19 protein-coding genes are annotated in these 19,725 nt (G+C 70.2%); 10 read left to right on the top strand and 9 right to left on the bottom strand.

What is annotated here, in order from left to right:
* Positions 1 to 325 precede the first annotated feature (325 nt).
* Positions 326 to 1,768: a cytochrome P450 gene (locus G6N49_RS26360; RefSeq protein WP_163647437.1), complete on the bottom strand. Its 1,443-nt coding sequence runs from the start codon at positions 1,766 to 1,768 to the stop codon at positions 326 to 328.
* A 58-nt stretch (positions 1,769 to 1,826) separates the two neighbouring features.
* On the opposite strand from G6N49_RS26360, the gene G6N49_RS29300 reads away from it, so the two are divergent.
* The 3 genes from G6N49_RS29300 to G6N49_RS26340 all read left to right on the top strand — a co-directional run bounded on the left by G6N49_RS29300 (position 1,827) and on the right by G6N49_RS26340 (position 4,453).
* The gene (locus G6N49_RS29300; RefSeq protein WP_011857266.1) at positions 1,827 to 2,507 is read left to right on the top strand and encodes a TetR family transcriptional regulator; all 681 of its coding nucleotides are present in this window, start codon (positions 1,827 to 1,829) and stop codon (positions 2,505 to 2,507) included.
* 34 nt (positions 2,508 to 2,541) lie between these two features.
* A complete protein-coding gene (locus G6N49_RS26345) occupies positions 2,542 to 3,360 on the top strand; it encodes an acyl-CoA thioesterase (RefSeq protein ID WP_064876158.1) in 819 nt (272 codons plus the stop codon).
* A 79-nt stretch (positions 3,361 to 3,439) separates the two neighbouring features.
* Entirely contained in the window at positions 3,440 to 4,453 is a 1,014-nt protein-coding gene (locus tag G6N49_RS26340) for an iron-containing redox enzyme family protein (protein ID WP_221221717.1), read from the top strand.
* Here G6N49_RS26340 and G6N49_RS26335 read toward each other — a convergent pair.
* Positions 4,433 to 4,660 carry a CDGSH iron-sulfur domain-containing protein gene (locus G6N49_RS26335; protein WP_011857269.1) on the bottom strand — a complete coding sequence of 76 codons (228 nt, stop codon included), beginning with the start codon at positions 4,658 to 4,660 and terminating at the stop codon, positions 4,433 to 4,435. The two genes, G6N49_RS26340 and G6N49_RS26335, sit on opposite strands and share 21 nt — an antisense overlap.
* Positions 4,657 to 5,352, bottom strand: coding sequence for a HemK2/MTQ2 family protein methyltransferase (locus G6N49_RS26330; RefSeq protein ID WP_011857270.1), 696 nt, complete (start codon positions 5,350 to 5,352; stop codon positions 4,657 to 4,659). Before G6N49_RS26330 ends, G6N49_RS26335 begins: the two co-directional genes overlap by 4 nt.
* A 42-nt stretch (positions 5,353 to 5,394) precedes the next feature.
* Here G6N49_RS26330 and G6N49_RS26325 point away from each other — a divergent pair, with 42 nt between their 5' ends.
* On the top strand, positions 5,395 to 6,120 hold the full coding sequence (locus G6N49_RS26325; RefSeq protein WP_011857271.1) for a hypothetical protein: 726 nt from the start codon (positions 5,395 to 5,397) through the stop codon (positions 6,118 to 6,120).
* Between the two features lie 3 nt (positions 6,121 to 6,123).
* On the opposite strand, the gene G6N49_RS29245 is transcribed toward G6N49_RS26325, so the two are convergent.
* From G6N49_RS29245 to G6N49_RS26315, 3 genes are all read right to left on the bottom strand, one after another.
* The gene (locus G6N49_RS29245) at positions 6,124 to 6,282 is read right to left on the bottom strand and encodes a hypothetical protein (RefSeq protein WP_011562230.1); all 159 of its coding nucleotides are present in this window, start codon (positions 6,280 to 6,282) and stop codon (positions 6,124 to 6,126) included.
* A 76-nt stretch (positions 6,283 to 6,358) separates the two neighbouring features.
* Positions 6,359 to 7,345, bottom strand: a complete 987-nt coding sequence (locus G6N49_RS26320; protein ID WP_064876184.1) for an LLM class F420-dependent oxidoreductase — start codon at positions 7,343 to 7,345, stop codon at positions 6,359 to 6,361.
* Positions 7,346 to 7,428: 83 nt separating this feature from the next.
* Positions 7,429 to 7,893, bottom strand: coding sequence for a GatB/YqeY domain-containing protein (locus G6N49_RS26315; protein WP_011562232.1), 465 nt, complete (start codon positions 7,891 to 7,893; stop codon positions 7,429 to 7,431).
* Positions 7,894 to 7,984: 91 nt separating this feature from the next.
* Here G6N49_RS26315 and G6N49_RS26310 point away from each other — a divergent pair, with 91 nt between their 5' ends.
* Genes G6N49_RS26310 through G6N49_RS26290 form a run of 5 tightly spaced genes read left to right on the top strand, consistent with a single transcriptional unit; the run spans position 7,985 to position 13,319 of the window.
* Complete coding sequence (locus G6N49_RS26310) at positions 7,985 to 9,181, top strand: DUF7847 domain-containing protein (RefSeq protein ID WP_011857273.1); 1,197 nt, start codon at positions 7,985 to 7,987, stop codon at positions 9,179 to 9,181.
* Between the two features lies 1 nt (position 9,182).
* Complete coding sequence (locus G6N49_RS26305) at positions 9,183 to 9,833, top strand: DUF4129 domain-containing protein (protein WP_011562234.1); 651 nt, start codon at positions 9,183 to 9,185, stop codon at positions 9,831 to 9,833.
* The gene (locus tag G6N49_RS26300) at positions 9,830 to 10,984 is read left to right on the top strand and encodes a DUF4350 domain-containing protein (RefSeq protein ID WP_179967802.1); all 1,155 of its coding nucleotides are present in this window, start codon (positions 9,830 to 9,832) and stop codon (positions 10,982 to 10,984) included. The genes G6N49_RS26305 and G6N49_RS26300 overlap by 4 nt, the downstream gene beginning before the upstream one ends.
* Positions 10,981 to 11,970 (top strand): AAA family ATPase, encoded by a 990-nt coding sequence (locus G6N49_RS26295; RefSeq protein WP_011562236.1) that lies wholly within the window; start codon positions 10,981 to 10,983, stop codon positions 11,968 to 11,970. Before G6N49_RS26300 ends, G6N49_RS26295 begins: the two co-directional genes overlap by 4 nt.
* On the top strand, positions 11,970 to 13,319 hold the full coding sequence (locus G6N49_RS26290) for a DUF58 domain-containing protein (protein WP_011562237.1): 1,350 nt from the start codon (positions 11,970 to 11,972) through the stop codon (positions 13,317 to 13,319). Before G6N49_RS26295 ends, G6N49_RS26290 begins: the two co-directional genes overlap by 1 nt.
* On the opposite strand, the gene G6N49_RS26285 is transcribed toward G6N49_RS26290, so the two are convergent.
* Entirely contained in the window at positions 13,320 to 14,312 is a 993-nt protein-coding gene (locus tag G6N49_RS26285) for a stage II sporulation protein M (RefSeq protein WP_011562238.1), read from the bottom strand.
* Positions 14,313 to 14,338: 26 nt separating this feature from the next.
* On the opposite strand from G6N49_RS26285, the gene G6N49_RS26280 reads away from it, so the two are divergent.
* Positions 14,339 to 15,127 carry an RDD family protein gene (locus G6N49_RS26280; protein WP_011562239.1) on the top strand — a complete coding sequence of 263 codons (789 nt, stop codon included), beginning with the start codon at positions 14,339 to 14,341 and terminating at the stop codon, positions 15,125 to 15,127.
* On the opposite strand, the gene G6N49_RS26275 is transcribed toward G6N49_RS26280, so the two are convergent.
* Both G6N49_RS26275 and nifJ read right to left on the bottom strand, forming a co-directional pair.
* The gene (locus G6N49_RS26275) at positions 15,111 to 16,133 is read right to left on the bottom strand and encodes a dihydroorotate dehydrogenase-like protein (protein WP_064876164.1); all 1,023 of its coding nucleotides are present in this window, start codon (positions 16,131 to 16,133) and stop codon (positions 15,111 to 15,113) included. The genes G6N49_RS26280 and G6N49_RS26275 overlap by 17 nt on opposite strands.
* Entirely contained in the window at positions 16,133 to 19,708 is a 3,576-nt protein-coding gene (gene nifJ / locus G6N49_RS26270; protein ID WP_083045316.1) for a pyruvate:ferredoxin (flavodoxin) oxidoreductase, read from the bottom strand. The genes G6N49_RS26275 and nifJ overlap by 1 nt, the downstream gene beginning before the upstream one ends.
* Positions 19,709 to 19,725: the final 17 nt, after the last annotated feature.

The following is a 19,725-nucleotide window of genomic DNA, read 5'->3' as shown; positions in this document are numbered from 1 at the left end:
GTGACGTGCACCTCACACTGCGGGCTCAGAGGATGAAGTGGGACTGCTTGTCCGACTTCTCCTGATCACCAAAGCGTCGGCCATTGTCGATCAACTCCATTCGCTGTGGTCCGCAGTCAGTCCGCAGTTGATTCGCATGCCGTCCGTGACACCCAACCCAACCAACACCGCTGACCTGCAGTTCCTCACGCTGCCCAACGACGTCAACTCAATCAAACTCGCTGGTGTCGTGGTTCGGGACGAAGAGGTCGTGGGTTCGAATCCCGCCACCCCGACTCGTGTGATTCGCAGAGGCCCTGATTCGGTTCGCCGATCAGGGCCTCGCTCATGTCGTGAGCGTGCGCAGCGTGATCGGCAGGTCGTCGGCCGGTGTCGGCCCGGTGCCCCACGTCAACGGGATCCGGTAGCCGTCGGCGACGCTCCACTCGAAGCGCCGAAGCATCTGGTGCATGGTGGTCTTGACCGTCATGTCGGCGAACTGCTGGCCGATGCACTTGTGCGCCCCGCCGCCGAACGGGGCGAACGCGTAGCGGCTCACCGCGGCGCGGGCCCCCGGTTGGTCGATGAAGCGGGCGGGGTCGAACGTGTCAGGGTCGGGCCACCAGTCGGCGAGCCGCATCGACGCGTGGACGTTGATGGCCACCTGGGTCTTGGCGGGGACGAAGTGTCCGAGGATGTCGGTGTCGCGCGTGGTCTGACGGAACAGGGTGCCCGCCGGCGCGTACATCCGGAGGATCTCCTTGAACGCGGCGTCGAGCAGGGGGTAGGCGTCCAGGTCGCCGACGGTGGGCGCGTCATTGGGCCTGCCGACCGCTTCATCGCGAAGTGTCTTCTGCCACTTCCGTTTTCGGCCCAGCTCGTAGACGAGCATGGACAGCGCGATCGCGGTGGTGTCGTGCGCAGCCATCAGCAGGAAGATCATGTGGTTGACGATGTCGGCAGGGGTGAACCGGGCGCCGTCGTCGTCCTCGCTGCGGCACAGCATCGAGAACAGGTCGGCGCCGTCGCCCCGCTGTCGGTCGGCGATCTGATCGCCGAAGTAGCGTTCGAGCCTTTTCCTCGCGCGCAGGCCCCTGGCCCAGACTCCCCCGGGCACGTCCGCCCGCAGCAGCGCCTGCCCGCCGCGCACGGTGTCGTGGAAATCCGCCGACAGCTGGTCGGATTCGGGCCCGAGGTGAGTGCCGACGAACACCTCGGCGGCCTGTTCGAGCAGCAGGTGCTTGATGGACGGATAGAAGGGAAAGGCGTCGGAGGCCGGCCAGCCGCCGAGCGTCCGGTCGATGCCCGGTCGCATCAGTTCGAGATAGCCGTCCAGCGCGGTGCGGGCGAACGCCTGCTGCATGATCCGGCGGTGGTCGCGATGCTCCTCGAAGTCCAGCAGCATGATCCCGCGGTGGAAGAACGGCCCGATGACCGGCGCCCAGCCGCGCGTGCTGGAGAAGACCTTGTCGCGGTTGATCCAAGCGGTCTCCAACGCATCGGGACCCATCAGCGCGACCACACGGAACCCGACCCCGCCCGCCCATGAGACCGGTCCGTACATGTCGTAGCGGCGACGCGCGAAGTCCAGCGGTTCGGCGAGGGCGCTGAGCGTGTGGCCGAGGAACGGGAAACCGTAATTGCCCATGACCGGTTTGAGGTTCGATCCCGGCGGCGGTGTGGCCAGGGGCTCCTCCCGACTCGGGAAGCGCGAGGTGAGGGCCGCGCCGGCGACCTGGAGACGGTGGGTGTTCGCCGGTGAAGTGAGCTGCGCGGTCAGTGCCGTCATCGGCCCGATCCCCTCCTCGGGTGTATCTGGTACCGAACCGTGCCAGAATCATGGGGTGGTGTCAACGGCCGAACGCGACGATTCAGCGGGGCCGCGGCGCGCCTACGGCGGGCAGTCCGCGGACGTGCGCCGTCGGCAGCGCAGAGCCCGCCTGCTCGACGCCGCGATGGATGCGATGGCCCGCAACGAATGGCGCACTGCGACGGTCGGCAAGGTGTGCGCCGCCGCGGGGCTCAACAAGCGGTACTTCTACGAGAGTTTCGCGGATCTCGACGCGCTGGCCGCCGCCGTCGTCGACGACGTCGCCGAAAGTGTCCGCACCGCAACGGTTCACGCCGCGGACTCCGTGACGCAGGATTCGGTGGACGCGCTGGCGTTCGCCGCCGTCGCCGCTGCGGTGCACGCACTGGTCGACGACCCTCGCCGCGCCCGGATCCTGCTGGGCGGTGTGTCCGCCTCGCCGGAACTGCACGCCCACCGGGCGGCGGTGATGCGCCGCCTGACCAAGGTGATGATCGACAACGGACGCAGCGTGCACGGCGTGGAACTGGAAGCCGATCCGCTGGCCAGGGTCGCTCCGGCGTTCATCGTCGGCGGTACCGCCGACGCCGTCCTGGCCTTCGTCGACGGTCGCGTCCGCCTATCGCTCGACGAGTTCGTCACACAGCTCGCCACGCTGTGGCTGATCACCGGGAACGGTGCGGCGCAGATCGCTCGTGCACGCACCCCTCCCCCCTGACAGCGCTCCCAACCAGTTGGTCGATAGTCTGGCTATGATGACCGCCCTCCGAGACACCCCCTGGCCGCACGACGCGAGCTGGATCGCGCGGCTGCTGGAATTCGACCGCGACGGCGACACGTTCCTCGCACCGCAGGTGACGAGCGGTCCGGCGCATCGACTGTTCGGCGGTCTGATCGCGGCGCAGGCGTTGGGCGCGGCGGGAGCGACGGTCGATCCCGACAAGCGGGCGCAGTCGCTGCACGCCTACTTCGTGCGCGGCGGCAAATACGGGATCGACGTCGAACTCGAGGTGGAGCGCACCCGCGACGGACGTTCGTTCGACACGCGCCGCGTCACCGCGATCCAGGAGGGTAAGGCCATCCTCGAGATGATCGCGTCATTCCACCGCCCGGAGGACAGTGCCGACTGGCATCCGGCGCGACCGCCGGCCCTCGCGTTCGAGGACGCGGTGCCGAAGGCCCCGGACCTGGAGGCGGTGGACCGCCTGGAGGTCCGCTGCCACCCGGACGATCTGTCGCCGTTCGCGATCCCGCCGTTCTGGATCCGCAGCCGCGACGTCATCGAGGACGATCCGCTGATCCGTGCGTGCATGCTGACCTACATGTCCGACCTCGGGCCGGTGCCCGCCGCCCGGCCGGCCGGCGCCCCCGACGAGCCGGGCGCCGGGATGGCGGCCTCGCTGGATCACTCGGTGTGGTTCCACCGGCCGTTCGACCCGCACCGCTGGCACCGGTACGAGGTGACCGGCGTGAACAACAGCGACGCCCGCGGCCTGGCGGTCGGTTCGCTGTACGACGACGCCGGCGCGCTGATCGCCAGCACCACGCAGGAAGCGCTCTGGCGGTTCTGACCGACCGATTCGCCCGGCGCGGGGCGATTGGACAGACCAAGTAGCGGGTAGTTCACCGGGCGTGACATCCGCGCCGATCATGGTTGAACCGACGTTGCCCGACGCCCGTGGCCCGCTTTCGCTGGCCGTGGTGAACACGCTCGCCGAGCGAGCCCCCCGCAACCACCTGTCCCGCATCGAGGCCTCACTCGCCGACTCCGACCCCTACGGGCTCGACCTGCAGTTGGCGCTCTACGTGTGCTACGAACTGCACTACCGCGGCTTCGCCGGCGTGGACCCGCACTGGGAGTGGAACGCCGGGCTGCTGCACCTGCGGGGGCAGATGGAACAGGTGTTCCTCGCCGCGGTGCGCCGCGACGTCGGGGAGATCGACCCCGACCGGACCGCCGCGGATGAGATGACCGCCCTGGCCGTCGAACCGGTCGACGGGCACCCGGACGCCAGCGGCCCGTCGTACTACCTGCGCGACAAGGGCACCTGGGAGCAGATGCGGGAGTACTTCGTACACCGCTCGCTCTACCACCTCAAGGAGGGTGATCCGCACGCCTTCGCGATCCCGCGGTTGACCGGTCAGGCCAAGGCCTCGTTCGTCGCAGTCGAATTCGACGAGTTCGGTGGCGGCCGCGGACCGCAGTTGCATCAGCAGCTGTTCGCCGACCTCCTGGCCGCCGCCGACCTGGATGCGAGCTACCTCGGATACATCAACGAGGTACCCGCCGAGGCGCTGGCAGCGGTCAACCTGATGTCGATGTTCGGTCTGCACCGCGCGCTGCGCGGAGCCGCCGTCGGCCATTTCGCCTCCACCGAGATCACCTCCTCACCCGGATCGCGCCGGCTGGTCGAGGCGCTGGAGCGGATGGGCGCACCGCAGACCTGTGCGGCGTTCTACCGCGAGCACGTCGAAGCCGATGCGGTCCACGAGCAGGTGGTGCGCACCGATGTGGTGGGCGATCTCGTCGCCCGCGAACCGCACCTGGACGCCGACGTGGTGTTCGGCATCCGGGCGCACGCACTGGTGGAGAACCGCCTGGCCGACCACCTGATGGCGTGCTGGACCGCGGGCGAGACGTCGCTACGCCGACCGCTGTCCTGAGGACTCAGCCGCGTCGGCGTCGCCACGGCGGCGCCGACGATGGCTGGTATCGCACAACGGGTAGGTCTTGCTGCGTTTGCACGCGCAGATCGCGACCATGAACCGGTCGGATTCCACGACGCTGCCGTCGGGCATCTCGATGCGGACGGGGCCCTCGACCATGATGGGCCCGCCCTGCACCACCCGCACGGTGCGCGGTTCGGTCACGGTTTGTCCGCTCGGATGACCAACAGCTCTTCCTCGCGCCGGCCCGGATCCAGGCGCCCGGTCTCCTCGAGCCAGTCGGCCCGCGCGTTGAGCACGGGGCCGAACGGGATCCATTGCCAGGCAATGACTTCGGCGTCCAGTCCGGCGCTCGACAGGGCTGCCAGGGTGCGGCGCGGATCGGCGAACTCGGACTGTACGAGCAGCAGGCTGCCACCGGGGGCGAGCAGATCGGGCACCGCCTCGCACAGCGGGTCGAGGATCATGCGCCCGTCGTAGCCGGCATCCCACGCGCGGGCCGGGCCGACGCTCGACGGCACCGGCTCCCGGTCGGCTTCGGGGGCGTGCGGGACGTACGGCGGGTTGCACGTCACCAGGTCGAACGGGTCGAATTCCACTGCCCGCGCCCAAGATCCGAGGTGGACGTCCACATCGACCCCGGCTCCGAGCGCATTGCCGCGTGCGCATCGCACAGCGCGCGGGCAGATGTCGAAGGCGGTGACCGACGAGGCACCCTGCAGGGCGGCGTTGACCGCCACCACTCCACTGCCCGTGCACAGGTCGACGGCACGGCGACCGACGGCGAGACCGGTCTTCTCCATGATGTCGATCAGCAGTTGCGAATCTTCCTGCGGGGCGTACACGCCGTCCGCGGCGACCACGGTGTCGCGCTCGTCGGTGTATGCAGTCGTCACATCGGCCTCTCGACGTCAAGGGGTCATTAGCTGCGGTGATTAATGCCCTGTATCGCGGTTGTTAAACCAGCACACCCCGTTTGCGCTCGTGTTAGGGCGGGCACCCGATCAGGCGTGAATGTCTCAGATCTCCTCGCGCTTCCGGTCGAGGTCGGCGCCGCGGTGCGCCGGCGCAGGCTGTTCCATCCCGCCGGGGTGCTCGCCCGCGGCCGCATCGAGCGTGTCGCCCCGCCCGGTCAGGGCCTGCCCATCGAAACGGGAGACGTGATCGGCCGGGTGTCCAAGGCTGTCGGTCTGCCGGGTTCGGTCCCGGATATCGCCGGGCTGGCCTGGCGGATGACGAAGGACTCACGTCCCTGGGACATCCTGCTGGCGACCACCGCGATCAACCGGTTCATGTTGCTGCCCACCACGTCCTGGGACAACACCACCTACTCCAGCCTGATGCCGCTGCGGTACGAAGGCGGCGTGTGGTGGGTCCGGGCGCATCTGACCACGAAACTCGACGGTCCCGGTCTGTCGCTCGACACCGTCACCGATCAGCTGGCGCGCGGCGATCTCGACTTCAGCGTCGATCAAGCCGCGGGCACAGGCGAATTCGGTCCGCTGGCCCGGTTGACCCTGTCCGAGGTCATTCCGCCCGACAAGGACCTGTCGTTCGACCCGACCCTCAACACCGCACCCGGGGTGTCGCTGGCGCCCGGCTGGCTGACCGACTTCCGGCGCGCCGCCTACCGCCGCAGCCGCGAAGGCCGCGACGCGCAGTGACGGTTACTCGGGTGACTCCTCGGTGTCGTCCGACGTGGTGACCTCCGAGGCCACCTCGCGCGAGGCCATCCCGCCCTCACCGCCCTGATCGGTCGGGCCGGGGCGGCCGCCCTTGGGTTCGGCGGCGTGTTCCTCGTCGTAGATGCCTTCTCCACGGGGCACGGTCGCCCTCCTCTCGTCACGGCCGGACTACCCGTCCGGCCCCGGACTCAACCCGATCTCGCCCACAGCTGACGCGTCACCCCGCCGCGGCGCGCAGCTTCTCCAGGAGCGGGCCGGCCGCCTCGTCCAGGAACCGGTCCTGACCCTCGTCGCCCACCTGGACCAGCGCGATGTCGGTGAACCCGGCCTTCCAGTACTCGCTGACCGCCTCGACGATCGCGTCGAGGTCGGGTCCGCACGGGATCGATCCGGCGGTGTCCTCCGGACGCACGAACTGCGTCGCGCCGGCAAACCCCGCCGTGGTGGGCAGGTCCGCGTTGACGGCCCACCCGCCGGCGAACCATCGGAACTGCTCGTGGGCCCGCGCGACCGCCGCCTCCCGGTCGGGGTCCCAGCAGATCGGGATCTGGCCGATCACCCGCACGTGGCCGGGCAGACCGGTCGCCCGCCGCGCGTCGTGCCACGCGTGGACGAGGTCCTTGTTCGGCTCGACGGCGATGAGATGGTCGGCGAGCTGGGCGAAGGCTTCGACCGAACGGTCACCGGAGACCGCCGCGGCGATGTCCACCGGCGTCTCGGGCAGATCCCACAGCCGCGCGGAGTCGATCTCGAAGTACTCACCGCGCCAGTCGACGACCTCACCGGTGAACAGTTCGCGGATGATCTGGATGGCTTCGCGCAGCATGTCCTGGCGACGGGCGACCGTCGGCCACCCCTTGCCGACTACGTGTTCGTTGAGGTTCTCGCCGGTGCCGAGGCCGAGGGTGAAGCGACCGTCGGCGAGGATCTGCAGTGTCGCGGCCTGCTGCGCGACGATCGCGGGGTGGTAGCGCATGGTCGGGCAGGTCACGTAGGTGAACAGTTCGACGCGTTCGGTGACGTGCGCGACGGCGCCCAGGGTGGTCCAGGCGCTGGGCGCGTGGCCCTGCGCCGCGAGCCACGGTGAGTAGTGGTCGCTGGACACCTCGAAGTCGAATCCGACGTTCTCCGCGGCGGCGGCGTAGCGGACGAGATCCTTGGGTCCGCTCTGCTCGGTCATCAGCGTGTATCCGAAGCGCGTCAGCGTCATGGCGTCCGGGTAACCCGTGGCGTACCGACGCAAACGACGGCCCCGGAATACGGTGAGCGGGCGCGCTTTACACGCAACTACAGGCGTGCCTTGACTGCGGCGGACAGCCGCGAGCCGTCGGCCTTACCAGCGGCGATCGCCGAGGCGGCCTTCATCACCTGGCCCATCTGCTTCATCGTCGGGCGCTCACCGAGTTGTTCGGCGACCTGAGCCATCGCGGTGTCGACGACGTCGGCCAGTTCGGCTTCCGTCAGCGGTGTGGGCAGATACTCCTCGATGACACGGGCTTCGGCGTGTTCGTTGGCGGCGAGCTCACCGCGTCCGTTCTGGGTGTAGACCTCGGCCGCCTCACCGCGCTTGCGTGATTCCCGCGCGAGCACCTTGACCACATCGTCGTCGGTCAGTTCGCGGGCCTCCTTACCGGAGACCTCCTCGGTCTGGATCGCCGCCAGCAGCATCCGCAGCGTGGCCGTGCGGAGTTTGTCCTGTGACTTCATCGCGGTGGTCAGGTCTGCGCGCAGCCGAGCTTTGAGTTCCGCCATGTCATCGAAACTACGCCGGTGCCGTCTTCCGCTCGGCCCGTCGCGCGCAAACACGGGGGCCACGTTGTCAATTGGCTTGGTGATCGACAGGATGGTTCCCATGAGCAACGACGCCGGTGGGCCCGGCCGGGGCTATCCGCCCCCCGGGTATCAACAGGGGTACCCCCCACCGGGTTACCAACAGGGCTACCCTCCACCGGGTTACCAACAGGGCTATCCGCCGCCCGGTTACCAACACGGCTATCCCCCACCGGGTTACCAACACGGCTATCCACCGCCCGGATATCCGCCGCAGCAGGGTTACGCGCCGCCGGGCGTGATCAAACCCGGTGTCATCCCGTTGCGCCCGCTCGGGTTGTCCGACATCTTCAACGGGGCGGTCAACTACATCCGGCGTAATCCGAAGGCCACCCTCGGCCTGACCGCCATCGTGGTCGTCGCCGCCCAGCTCATCTCGCTCGTGCTGCAGATCCTGGGCCCGCTGATCGCCACCGGCGACCTCGACCCCACCCTGAGCGGGGAGGCCGGCGCCGGCGACGTCGCCGTACTGTCCGGATCCTCACTGGCCGGCTCCATCACCACCGCGCTGGCCTCGGTGGTGCTCAGCGGGATGCTCACCGTCATCGTGGGCCGCGCGGTGTTCGGCGCCGACATCACCATCGGGGAGGCGTGGCAGCGGGTGAAGGGCAGGCTGCTCGCACTGCTCGGCTTCACCGCCCTCGAGGCCGTGGCCGTCCTGCTGCTGATCGTGGTCGTCGTGGTGGCGATCATCGCGGCCGAGGCGATCGGCGGCGGTGTCGCCGCCTTCCTCGTCGGCGCACCGCTGGTCATCGCCGCGTTCCTGCTGATCGTCTACGTCGCCACCTCGCTGGTGTTCACCCCCGCACTGATCGTCCTGGAACGCCTCGGCATCGTCGAAGCGGCGGGGCGCTCGTTCACGCTGGTGAAGAGGGACTTCTGGCGAGTCCTCGGCATCTGGATCCTGGCCGCGCTCGCCGCGGCCGTGATCGCGGGCGCCGTCGGGGTCCCGTTCAGCCTCGGTGGACAACTCTTGGCCGGGTCCGGCTCCGACGGCGGGGTGCTGGTGGGTCTCATCCTCATCGCGGTCGGCGCGGCGATCGGACAGATCCTCACCGCCCCGTTCAGCGCGGGAGTCATCGTCCTGCTCTACACCGACCGCAGGATCCGGGCGGAGGCCTTCGACCTGGTGCTGCACACCGGTGCGGCGGCCGGCCCCGGCGTCCCCGCCGACTCGACCGACCATCTGTGGCTGACCCGCCGCCCGTGACGTGCCGACCGTAGACATCGATCGGGACGCCGCGCACGAGGCCGCCCAGAAAGAACTCGACAAGCCGATCTACCCGCGGGCGTCGCTGACCGACCGGCTGTCCGAACTGCTCGAGGACCTGATCCACCGCATCGCGCAGGGCGGGGCCGGGGTGCCGGGCGGCTGGCTGACGATCAGCGTGCTGGTCCTGCTGATCCTCGTCGCGGTGGTGGTCGCCGTGCGCATCGCACGCCGGGCGATGCGCACCGACCGGGGCGAGCCCTCGCTCTACGGCGGCCACGAACTGAGCGCCGCCGAACACCGCACGACCGCCGAACAGTATGCGGCGTCGGGACAGTGGGCGCTGGCCATCCGGCATCGGTTGAGGGCGATCGCCCGGCAACTCGAGGAATCCGGCGTGCTCACACCGGTTCCCGGCCGCACGGCCACCGAGCTGGCGAACGACGCCGGCCTGGCGTTGCCAGCGTTGTCAGACGAATTACGCGACGCCGCAACGGCGTTCAACGACGTCACCTACGGTGACCGGCCCGGCACCGAAGCCGCATACCGCTCGGTGGCCGTCCTCGACGACCACATCCGCGCGGCCGGACCCACGCCCGGCCACGCCTCGGGGGTGCCGCGCGCGGCAACCGGTTGGGCGGAGGTGCGATGACGCCCTCTGCCACGGCGGTCGGCCCGACCGTCACGCAACGGTGGCGCACGGGACGTTGGGTGGTGCTCGCGCTCCTCGTCATCATCGCGGTGGCCACGGTGGGCACCCTGCTGACCGCATCGCGGCCCGGCGCCCCGATGGACCCGCAGTCGACCTCCCCCGACGGGGTCCGCGCGCTGGTCACCCTGCTGCGTGACCGCGGCGTCGAGGTGGTGGAGGCCGACAGCGTCGCCGACGTCGAAGGGGCGGCCCGCGGATCACAACCGGGGGACACGCTGATCGTGTTCGCGGAGACATTCCGGCTCACCGACGACGAGCAGTTGCGGCGTCTGGCCGACCTGCCCGCCGATCGGCTGCTGCTCGAACCCGTGTCCCGGGTGCGTGAGGCGCTCGCACCGCAGTTGCGCTCGGACGGCGTGAGTTCGTTCGCCCCCCAGCCGGATTGCGATCTGCGCGAGGCGAACCGGGCCGGCGACGCCCAACTCGGGCTGGCCCCGAGTTACCGGGCGGCGGAGCCGGGCCTGGCGTTGACCCGGTGCTACGACGGTGCGCTCGTCCGTTACACCGAGGCGGGCCGCACGAACACCGTCGTGGGGACCTCCGGCTTCATGACCAACGCCGGACTGCTCAAACAGGGCAACGCGGCGCTCGCGATGAACCTGGCAGGCAGTGCACCGCGCGTCATCTGGTTCGTCCCGCAGGAACGGGAGGGTGCCGGCGGTACCGCAAGCCTCTCCGACCTCATCCCCGACCAGGTCGGCTGGATCGTCCTGCAACTGTCGCTGGCGGTGGCCCTCCTCGCGATCTGGCAGGGCAGACGGCTGGGACCGCTTGTCGCCGAACAGCTTCCGGTCGTGATCCGGGCGTCGGAGACCGTCGAGGGCCGCGGCAGGCTGTACCGGTCCCGGCGCGCCCGCGACCGCGCCGCCGACGCGCTGCGCACCGCCACCCGCACCCGTCTGCTGCCCCGGCTCGGCCTGCCCGCCAACGCGCAACCACCGGCGGTCGTCCAGGCCGTCGCCCAGCGGACCGGCGCCGATCCCCAGGGTGTCGCCCACGCGCTGTACGGCCCCGCCCCCACCACCGACGCCGATCTGGTCACCATCGCCCATCAACTCGACGACATCGAAAGGCAGGTCACCCACTCGTGACACAGCCATCAGCGCAGACCACCCAAACAGGCAGCGCGACAGCCGATTCGGCACGCCAGGCGCTGCTGGCCCTGCGGCAGGAGATCGGCAAGGCCGTCGTCGGGCAGGACGCCGTGGTCAGCGGACTGGTCATCGCGTTGCTGTGCCGCGGTCACGTACTGCTCGAAGGCGTTCCGGGTGTGGCGAAGACGCTGCTCGTCCGCACGCTGGCCGCGACCCTGCAGCTGGAGTTCAAGCGTGTGCAGTTCACCCCGGACCTGATGCCGGGTGACGTGACGGGGTCACTGGTGTACGACGCGCGGACCGCGGAATTCGAGTTCCGCGCGGGACCGGTGTTCACCAATCTGCTGCTGGCCGACGAGATCAACCGCACTCCCCCGAAGACCCAGGCCGCGCTCCTCGAGGCGATGGAGGAGCGGCAGGTCAGCGTCGAGGGTGAAGCGCGACCGCTGCCCGACCCGTTCATCGTGGCCGCCACCCAGAACCCGATCGAATACGAGGGCACCTACCAGCTGCCCGAGGCCCAGTTGGACCGCTTCCTGCTCAAACTCACTGTGCCGCTGCCGCCGCGGGATCAGGAGATCGCGATCCTCGACCGCCACGCCCGCGGGTTCGATCCGCGCGATCTGTCGGCGGTGCGCGCGGTCGCGGGTCCCGCCGACCTGGCCGCCGGCCGGGCGGCAGTGCGTGAGGTGCTGGTGGCCGACGAGGTGCTCGGCTACATCGTCGACATCGCGGGCGCCACCCGGCAGTCCCCGTCGCTGCAGTTGGGTGTCTCCCCGCGCGGCGCCACCGCCCTGCTGGCCACGGCCCGGTCGTGGGCGTGGCTGTCGGGGCGCAACTACGTCACCCCCGACGATGTCAAGGCGATGGCCCGGCCCACGCTGCGCCACCGCATCGCGCTGCGCCCGGAAGCCGAACTCGAAGGCGCCAGCCCCGACGCCGTACTCGACGGCATCCTCACGGCCGTCCCGGTCCCGCGCTAGTGGTCCTCACCGGACGTGCGGCGCTGATCGCACTGCTGTGCGTGCTCCCGATCGCCGTGGCGCCCGCCCCGGGAGTGGCGTTCGTGGCGCTGTTCGGGGCGCTCGTCCTCGCGATCGTGGCGGACATCGCGCTCGCCGCGAGTCCCCGCCGGTTGCAGGTGACCCGCTCCGGGGACACCGCGGCCCGGCTCGGCCAGTCCGTCGATTCGGTGCTCGATGTGCACAACCCGGTCCGACGCCGGATCCGCGGCTCACTGCGCGACGCCTGGCCGCCGAGCGCGCACGGTGCGCCGCGCACGCACGAGCTCGATGTTCCTGCGGGACAACGGGTGACGCTGCGCACCTCGCTGCGCCCGACCCGCCGTGGTGACCTGCGGTCCGCGCTCGTCACGGCCCGCTCGATCGGTCCGCTCGGCCTGGCCGGCAGGCAGGCGTCCCACCGGGTGTCGGGTCAGATCCGGGTGCTGCCACCGTTCCTGTCGCGCAAGCACTTACCGTCACGGTTGGCGCGGTTGCGGGAACTCGACGGCTCGACACCCGCGCTGATCCGCGGCCAGGGCACCGAATTCGACTCGCTGCGCGAGTACGTCGTCGGCGACGACGTCCGCTCGATCGACTGGCGGGCGACGGCCCGGCGGGCCGACGTCGTCGTTCGCACGTGGCGGCCGGAACGCGATCAGCGCATCGTCATCGTCCTGGACACCGGCCGCACGTCGGCCGGGCGCGTCGGGGTCGACCCGACGGCAGCCCGATCGCCGGCTCCGCCGGCGGCCCAACACCCGGGCGGCTGGCCGCGCCTGGACTGGTCCATGGACGCCGCGCTGCTGCTGGCGGCGCTCGCCGCGCGCGCCGGCGACCACGTCGACTTCCTCGCCCACGACCGGGTCACCCGCGCCGGGGTGTTCAACGCCTCGCGCAGCGAGCTACTCGCCCAGTTGGTGTCGGCGATGGCGCCGCTGCAGCCCGCGCTGGTCGAATCCGACCCCGCCGCGATGGCATCGGCGATCCAGCGCCGCGTGCGCCGTCGCGCGCTGGTGGTGCTGCTCACCGACCTCAACGCCTCGGCGCTCGAAGAAGGCCTGATAACGGTGCTGCCGCGACTCGCCGCCCGCCACCACGTGCTGATCGCGGCGGTCACCGACCCCCGCGTTGACCTGCTCGCCGCGGGCCGCGACGACGCCGCCGCCGTGTACGACGCGGCCGCCGCGGAACGGTCGCGCAATGACCGCAACCGCATCGCGGGCACGCTGCGCCAGGCGGGTGTGGACGTGGTGGACGCGCCACCCGAGGAACTCGCACCGGCACTCGCCGACCGCTACCTGCACATGAAGGCCACCGGCCGCCTCTGATCAGCCGGTGGGCACCACGTCGGGCGCGTCTTCGAGGTCCCCCGATTCGCCCGCCCGGACGGCCTTGCGGCCGAAGTGCACGACATAGGCCAGGAACGCGACCTCGGCCGCGACCCCGATCCCGATCCGCGCGAACGTGGGCAGCGGCGACGGGGTCACCAGCGCCTCGATCAACCCGGACAGCAGCAGCACCACCACCAGCCCGGCGGCGACGGCCACCACGGCCCGGCCCTGTTCGGCGAGCACCTGACCGCGCGGCCGGTGACCGGGGGCGATGACCATCCAGCCCAACCTCATCCCGGCGGCGGCCGCGAGGAACACGGCGGTCAGTTCGAGCAGCCCGTGCGGCGTCAGCAGGCCCAGGAAGATGTCGCCCTTGCCCGCGTCGAACATCAACCCGCCGGTCAGGCCGAGGTTGGCTGCGTTCTGAAACAGGATGTACGGAATCGGCAGCCCGAGCAGGATCGCGAAACCGATGCACTGCGCAGCCACCCACGCGTTGTTGACCCACACCCGCAGCGCGAACGAACCCGCGGGGTTCTCGCTGTAGTACGAGGCGAAGTCGTTGTTGACCAGCTGATCGATGTCGCTTGGGGTGCCGACCGCCGACTGCACCTCGGGGCTGCCCGCGACCCAGAAACCGATCAGCGCGGCGACGAGGAAGAACGCGGCGGCCGAGCCGAGCCACCACCGCCAGGAGCGGTACGCGACGACCGGGAACGACACGGTCCAGAAGCGCAGGAACTCCCGCCACAGTGGGGCGTGCGCACCGGTCACCGCCGCGCGGGCCCGCGCCACCAGCCCGGACAACCGGCCGACCAGAACCGAATCCGTGGACGCCGAGCGCACCATCGACAGGTGCGTCGACACCCGCTGGTACAGGTCCACCAGCTCGTCGACCTCGGCACCGGTCAGCCGGCGGCGCCGCTTGACGAGCTCGTCGAGCCGGTCCCAGGTGGGACGGTGGGCCAGCACGAACGCGTCGACATCCACACCGGCCACCCTAGTAGCGTTGCCGTATGGTCTCGCAGCCCGAACCGGTGGTGACCGGTGACGCGGTGGTGCTCGACGTACAGATCGCCCAGCTGCCGATCCGGGCGCTGTCGGCGATGGTCGACATCCTCGTCATCTTCGTCGGGTACACGCTGGGCCTGGTGCTGTGGGCGCTCACCCTCAGCGATTTCGACACCGCGCTGTCGGCGGCGGTCCTGATCATCTTCACCGTGCTCACGCTGGTGGGCTATCCGCTGGTGTTCGAGACCGCGACCCGTGGCCGGACGCTGGGCAAGATGGCGCTCGGGTTGCGCGTGGTGTCCGACGACGGTGGTCCGGAACGGTTCCGGCAGGCCCTGTTCCGCGCGCTGGCCGGGTTCATCGAACTGTGGATGCTCGCCGGCGGGCCCGCCGCGGTGTGCAGCCTGCTCTCGCCCAAGGGCAAGCGGATCGGCGACATCTTCGCCGGAACCGTCGTGATCAGCGAGCGCGCACCGCGGATGAGCCCACCGCCGGTGATGCCGCCCGCGCTGGCGTGGTGGGCAGGCACGCTCGAACTGTCCGGCCTCAACGGGGAACAGGCCGAGCGGGCCCGCCAATTCCTTTCGCGGGCACACCAACTGGAGCCCCGGCTGCGCGACGAGATGGCCTACCGCATCGCCGGCGAAGTCGTCTCACGGATCTCGCCGCCGCCGCCGCCCGGTACTCCACCGCAGTACGTGCTGGCCGCTGTGCTGGCCGAACGGCACCGGCGCGCGCTGGCGCGTCTGGTGCCCACACCCCCGGCGTACCCGGGTCTCACTCCGCCGCGCTGACCGTTCCGTGCGCGCCGGTGTTGGCCTGCCACAGTGCGCCGACATACTCGGCGCGTTCGCGAGCCGTCTCGTCCACACCGAACGGCACGGCGAGCTTCCCGCGCACCTGATGCAGTGCGTGAAAGTTCTTCCTGGCCAGCCAGTCGGACAGACCGGTAAGCAGGACGCCGGCGTATTCGGGCCCGTGCCGCAACAGCGCCGAGGCCGTCTGCACCACATCGGCGCCCGCCAGCAGATACTTGGCGACGTCGCCGGCGTCCTCGACACCGGTCGTCGCGGCCAGTGAGGCATCGACCCTGCCCCGCAGCAGCGCGATCCACGTCCGGGGAAGCCGCGCCTCCGCGGGAACCGACAGCGTCACCTCGGAGGTCACACTGATGGTCTCGCTGTCGATGTCGGGTTGCAGGAACCGGTTGAACAGCACCAACCCGTCCGCACCGGCCTGGTCGAGCCGCAGCGCCATCTCCGCGGTCGCGCTGAAGAAGGGGCTGAGCTTGACGGCCACCGGCAGGTCCACCGTGTCCTTGACCGCGGCGAGGATGTCGAGGTGGCGTTGTTCGACCTCCCGGCCGCTGATGTGGGAGTCGCCGGGCAACTGGTAGATGTTGAGCTCGATCGCCGCGGCCCCGGCGTCCTCCATCGCCCGGGCGTGGCGGACCCAGCCGCCGGGGGTCGAGCCGTTGAGGCTGCCGATGACCGGGACGTCGACCTCCGCTGCCGCGCGTTCCAGCAGCCGCAGGTGACGCCGGGCACCGTCCCCCTCGCCGACCGTCGACGGGAAATACGTCACGGACTCCGCGTGGGTTTCGTTGGCGAAGGTCGCCATCCGCGCGTTGTCGGCGGCTTCGCGGCGCAGTTGTTCCTCGAACAGCGAATAGAGCACCACCGCACCGACTCCCGCGTCGGCGAGCTGTTTGACGCCGTCGAGTGTCCGGCTCAGCGGTGACGCCGCGGCCAGAAGCGGGTTGCGCAGTTCGAGCCCGAGGTAGCGGGTGGACAGGTCCATCAGTCACCACCCTTTCGCGCGTCGGACGGGAACTCGTGCGGGCTCGCGGCCGCCATCTGCTCGTAGGTGTCCCACCGCCGCGCCACCGACTGCTGGGCCAGCCCGAGCAGCCGCTCGGCCTCGTCGGGGTCGGCGTTGGCCAATGACTGGAACCGCAGCTCCCGGTATCGGTAGTCGCCCAATGGGATTCGTGGACGGTGGGAGTCGAGCAGGAACGGCGCCCGGCCGGCGGCCCGCAGCAGCGGGTCGTAGCGCATCAGCGGCCAGTGGCCGCTGTTGACCGCGCGGTACTGCTGGTCGAGTCCGTGCCGAAGGTCGAATCCGTGCGCGATGCAGTGGCTGTAGGCGATCACGATCGACGGGCCGTCGTAGGCCTCGGCCTCCCGGAACGCCTGCAGCGTCTGCTGCGGGTCGGCCCCCATCGCGACCCGGGCGACGTAGACGCTGCCGTAGGCGATGGCCTGCAATGCGATGTCCTTGCGCGGCATGGTCTTCCCGGTGGCGGCGAACTTCGCGACCGCGCCGAGCGGGGTCGACTTCGACATCTGGCCACCGGTGTTGGAGTAGACCTCGGTGTCGAGCACCAGCACGTTGACATTGCGCCCGGTGGCCAGCACGTGGTCGAGTCCGCCGGCGCCGATGTCGTAGGCCCATCCGTCACCGCCCACGATCCAGACGCTGCGCCGGACCAGATGATCCAGCACGCTGCGCAGTTCGTCGGCGCGCGCGGGTTCGAGCCGGTCCAGGCGGGTGTGCAGCTCGGCGACCCGTCGGCGCTGCGCGTGCAGTTCGGACTCACGGAACTGCGGCGCGGTGAGGATGTCCTCGACCAGATCCGCGCCGAGCACCTCGCGCGACTCGCCCAACAGCCGCCGGGCCTGCCGGGTGTGGGTGTCGGCGGCCAACCGGAACCCGAGACCGAACTCCGCGTTGTCCTCGAACAGCGAGTTCGACCACGCCGGCCCGCGACCGTCGCCGTCGGTGGTCCACGGTGTGGTGGGCAGGTTGCCGCCGTAGATCGACGAGCAGCCGGTGGCGTTGGCGATCATCAGCCGGTCGCCGAACAGCTGCGACAGCAGCTTGAGGTACGGGGTCTCCCCGCATCCCGCACAGGCCCCGGGGAATTCGAACAGCGGCTCGAGGAACTGTGCGCCGCGCACCGTGCCGAAGTCGACCCGGGCACGGTCGGCGGCCGGCAGGGCCTCGAAGAAGGCCACGTTCTCCCGTTGCTCGGCGACCAGGGGTTCGCGGGGACCGAGGTTGATCGCCTTGGTGAGCGGGATGCCGGGCGCCACGGCGGGACAGGCCTCCACGCACAGCCCGCAGCCCGTGCAGTCCTCGACGTAGACCTGGAGCGTGTAACGGCTCTCCGGTAGCCCCACGGCGTTCAAAGGCGCCGACGCGAAGGCGTCGGGCGCGCCGTCGAGCCGGTCCGCGTCGTAGAGCTTGGTGCGGATCACGCTGTGCGGGCACACGAAAGCACAGTTGCCGCACTGGATGCAGGTGTCGGGATCCCAGACCGCGACGAGGTCGGAGATGTTGCGCTTCTCGTAGGCCGCGGTGCCACTGGGGTAGGTCCCGTCGGCAGGCAGCGCGCTGACCGGCAGCGCATCCCCGCGCCCCGCGATCATCTCGGCGGTCACGGTGCGCACGAACTCCGGAGCGTCGGCGGGCACTATCGGCGCCGGCTCGTGACCCGAGGGGGCCCGGTCGGCAATCGGCACCCGGTGCAGGTCGTCGACGGCGCGGTCCACCGCCGCGACCTCGCGCGCCACCACGTCGGCGCCCTGGCCGGCGTAGGTCTTGGTCACCGCCTCCTTGATCCTGGCGATGGCCTGATCTCCCGGCAGCACACCGGAGATCGCGAAGAAGCAGGTCTGCAGCACGACGTTGATCCGCCCGGGCAGGCCGACCTCGCGCGCAACCCGGCCGGCGTCGACGACGTACAGCGCGATGTCCTTGTCGAGGATCTGCTGCTGCACCGCGCGAGGCAACCGGTCCCACACCGCGTCGGGTCCGTGGCGGGTGTTGAGCAGCAGTGCCGCTCCGTGCGCGGCGCGGCCGAGCACGTCGGCGGTCTCCAGGAATCGCCAGTGGTGGCAGCCGATGAAACCGGCACGGGTGACGAGGTACGGCGCGCGGATCGGATGAGGTCCGAACCTGAGATGCGAAACAGTCTGCGATCCCGACTTTTTCGAGTCGTACACGAAGTAGCCCTGCGCGTGCACCCCCGGATCGGAGCCGAGGATCTTGATGGTGTTCTTGTTCGCCCCGACCGTGCCGTCGGATCCGACGCCGAAGAACACCGCCCGCACCGTGTCCGGGGATTCGATGTTGAATGCGGGGTCGTAGCCGATGCTGGTGTGCGAGACGTCGTCGTCTATACCCACCGTGAAGTGGGTCCGCGGCCGCTGCCGGGCGAGTTCGTCGAAGACGCCGACGACCATCGCCGGGGTGAACTCTTTGGAGGACAACCCGTATCGGCCACCGCACACCCGCGGCATCGTGCGCCGAACTCCATCGGCGTGGGCCTCGGCGAGCGCGGCGAGGACGTCGAGATACAGCGGCTCCCCGGCCGAGCCGGGCTCCTTGGTGCGGTCCAGCACCCCCACGGTGCGGACGGTTTCGGGCAGCGCCGGCACCAGCGCCTCGACCGGGAACGGCCGGTACATCCGCAGCTGCAGGACCCCGACCCGCTCACCGCGCGCGGTGAGCACCTCGGCGGTCTCGGCCGCGGTCTGCGCGCCCGAACCCATCAGGACCAGCACCCGCTCGGCCTCGGGATGGCCGGTGTAGTCCGCGATCCGCAGCGGGCGTCCGGTGCGCCCACCGAGTTCGGCCATCAGGTCTGCCACCACCGCGGGCACGCGGGCGTAGAACGGGTTGACCGTCTCACGGGCCTGGAAGTAGATGTCCGGATTCTGCGCCGTGCCGCGGATGACCGGGTGCTCCGGGGAGAGCCCGCGCCGCCGGTGCTCGCGGATCAGCCCCTCCGGGACCAGCGCCCGCAGGTCGTCGTCGTCGAGCAGTTCGACGGTGTTCAGTTCGTGCGAGGTGCGGAACCCGTCGAAGAAGTGCAGGACCGGCACCCGGGTGCGCAGCGTCACCGCCTGGGCGATGAGCGCGAGGTCGTGGGCCTCCTGCACCGAGCCGGCGGCCAGCATCGCAAAACCCGTCTGGCGCACCGCCATCACGTCGGAGTGGTCACCGAAGATCGACAGCCCCTGCGCGGCGAGCGACCTGGCGGCGACGTGGATGACCGCCGACGTCAGCTCGCCGGCGATCTTGTACATGTTCGGGATCATCAGCAGCAGGCCCTGGGAGGACGTGAACGTCGTCGCCAACGCACCGCCCTGCAGCGCACCGTGCAGCGCGCCCGCGGCTCCGCCTTCGCTCTGCATCTCCACCACCGTCGGGACGGTGCCCCACACGTTCGGGCGCCGGTGTCCCGACCATTCGTCGGCCAGCTCGGCCATCGGGGACGACGGGGTGATCGGGTAGATGCAGCAGACCTCGTTGAGGCGGTAGGCGACCGAGGCCACCGCCTCGTTGCCGTCCACGGTGGTCCGGGTCATCATGACTTTCTGTTGTT

It is taken from the genome of Mycolicibacterium monacense, from assembly GCF_010731575.1.
Taxonomy (GTDB): domain Bacteria; phylum Actinomycetota; class Actinomycetes; order Mycobacteriales; family Mycobacteriaceae; genus Mycobacterium; species Mycobacterium monacense.
Note: the sequence above shows the minus strand (reverse complement) of the source record. Positions and strands in the feature narration are given on the sequence as shown.

What these genes read in the sequence shown, in the direction of transcription:
- G6N49_RS26360 (WP_163647437.1), bottom strand. Translation starts at nt 1,768, where the DNA reads ATGACGGCACTGACCGCGCAGCTCACTTCACCGGCGAACACCCACCGT.
- G6N49_RS26345 (WP_064876158.1), top strand. Translation starts at nt 2,542, where the DNA reads ATGATGACCGCCCTCCGAGACACCCCCTGGCCGCACGACGCGAGCTGG.
- G6N49_RS26340 (WP_221221717.1), top strand. Translation starts at nt 3,440, where the DNA reads ATGGTTGAACCGACGTTGCCCGACGCCCGTGGCCCGCTTTCGCTGGCC.
- G6N49_RS26325 (WP_011857271.1), top strand. Translation starts at nt 5,395, where the DNA reads ATGCCCTGTATCGCGGTTGTTAAACCAGCACACCCCGTTTGCGCTCGT.
- G6N49_RS26315 (WP_011562232.1), bottom strand. Translation starts at nt 7,893, where the DNA reads ATGGCGGAACTCAAAGCTCGGCTGCGCGCAGACCTGACCACCGCGATG.
- G6N49_RS26310 (WP_011857273.1), top strand. Translation starts at nt 7,985, where the DNA reads ATGGTTCCCATGAGCAACGACGCCGGTGGGCCCGGCCGGGGCTATCCG.
- G6N49_RS26300 (WP_179967802.1), top strand. Translation starts at nt 9,830, where the DNA reads ATGACGCCCTCTGCCACGGCGGTCGGCCCGACCGTCACGCAACGGTGG.
- G6N49_RS26280 (WP_011562239.1), top strand. Translation starts at nt 14,339, where the DNA reads ATGGTCTCGCAGCCCGAACCGGTGGTGACCGGTGACGCGGTGGTGCTC.
- G6N49_RS26275 (WP_064876164.1), bottom strand. Translation starts at nt 16,133, where the DNA reads ATGGACCTGTCCACCCGCTACCTCGGGCTCGAACTGCGCAACCCGCTT.
- nifJ (WP_083045316.1), bottom strand. Translation starts at nt 19,708, where the DNA reads ATGACCCGGACCACCGTGGACGGCAACGAGGCGGTGGCCTCGGTCGCC.